The 710-nt window shown below is 35.5% G+C and carries 1 protein-coding gene; it reads left to right on the top strand.

What is annotated here, in order from left to right:
* A partial coding sequence (locus E5331_RS20885) for a hypothetical protein (protein WP_275441326.1) occupies window positions 1-203 on the top strand: 203 nt, incomplete at its 5' end.
* Window positions 204-710 lie beyond the last annotated feature (507 nt).

Genomic DNA, 710 nt, shown 5'->3' with positions numbered 1-710 from the left:
TTACCTATAATCCAGAGAAAAGAGAATTGTGGACTTATAACAACATGACACGAGGAATGTCTACGCAAGATAAAATTCTATGCAATTCAATGTTTTCAGCTGCTGCATTTCTTGTATGCGAAGCGCTTGCCGTTCCATCTGGCGGAGCATCTCTCTTGGTTGGATTAGGTTTTACCGTAGCATCCACGTATGTCTGTGACTAAATAGTATTTATCATGACAGCCTCTCTTAAAAATTATAAATTGGTCTATCTTTGGTATTTTGTTATAAACATTTCTTTGAGTATAGGCCTTATTTTGATACAATATCTAAATTTGGATATGCCAAAATTAAAGAATTGGTTTGAGACTGGCATCTGCACTTTCGGTATATTTATGCTCTTATCCTTATGGAGCAGTGCATTCATAGCTACATCCAGCTATATGGGTAAATACATCATAGATTCCAAAATAACTAAATTATTCACATTTGCATTAATCATAATTGATGGCCTGACATTATATTATGTTTCATTTGGTCATTATGATTTTCTTAAGCCGTGTGTGGCATGTCTAATAATTTGGATTTTGGGATTCGGATGCTCAATATTTCTAAATAAAAGATTTATAATCTGGAATAATCAGTGACATCCTAACGACCATTCCCATACTCCAACGGAGAATCCATACTCAGGCATTTCATCATAACCCAATAACTCCGCGCTCCCCGTG

The sequence above is a fragment of the Lepagella muris genome, from assembly GCF_004793975.1.
Taxonomy (GTDB): Bacteria; Bacteroidota; Bacteroidia; order Bacteroidales; family Muribaculaceae; genus Lepagella; species Lepagella muris.
Note: the sequence above shows the minus strand (reverse complement) of the source record. Positions and strands in the feature narration are given on the sequence as shown.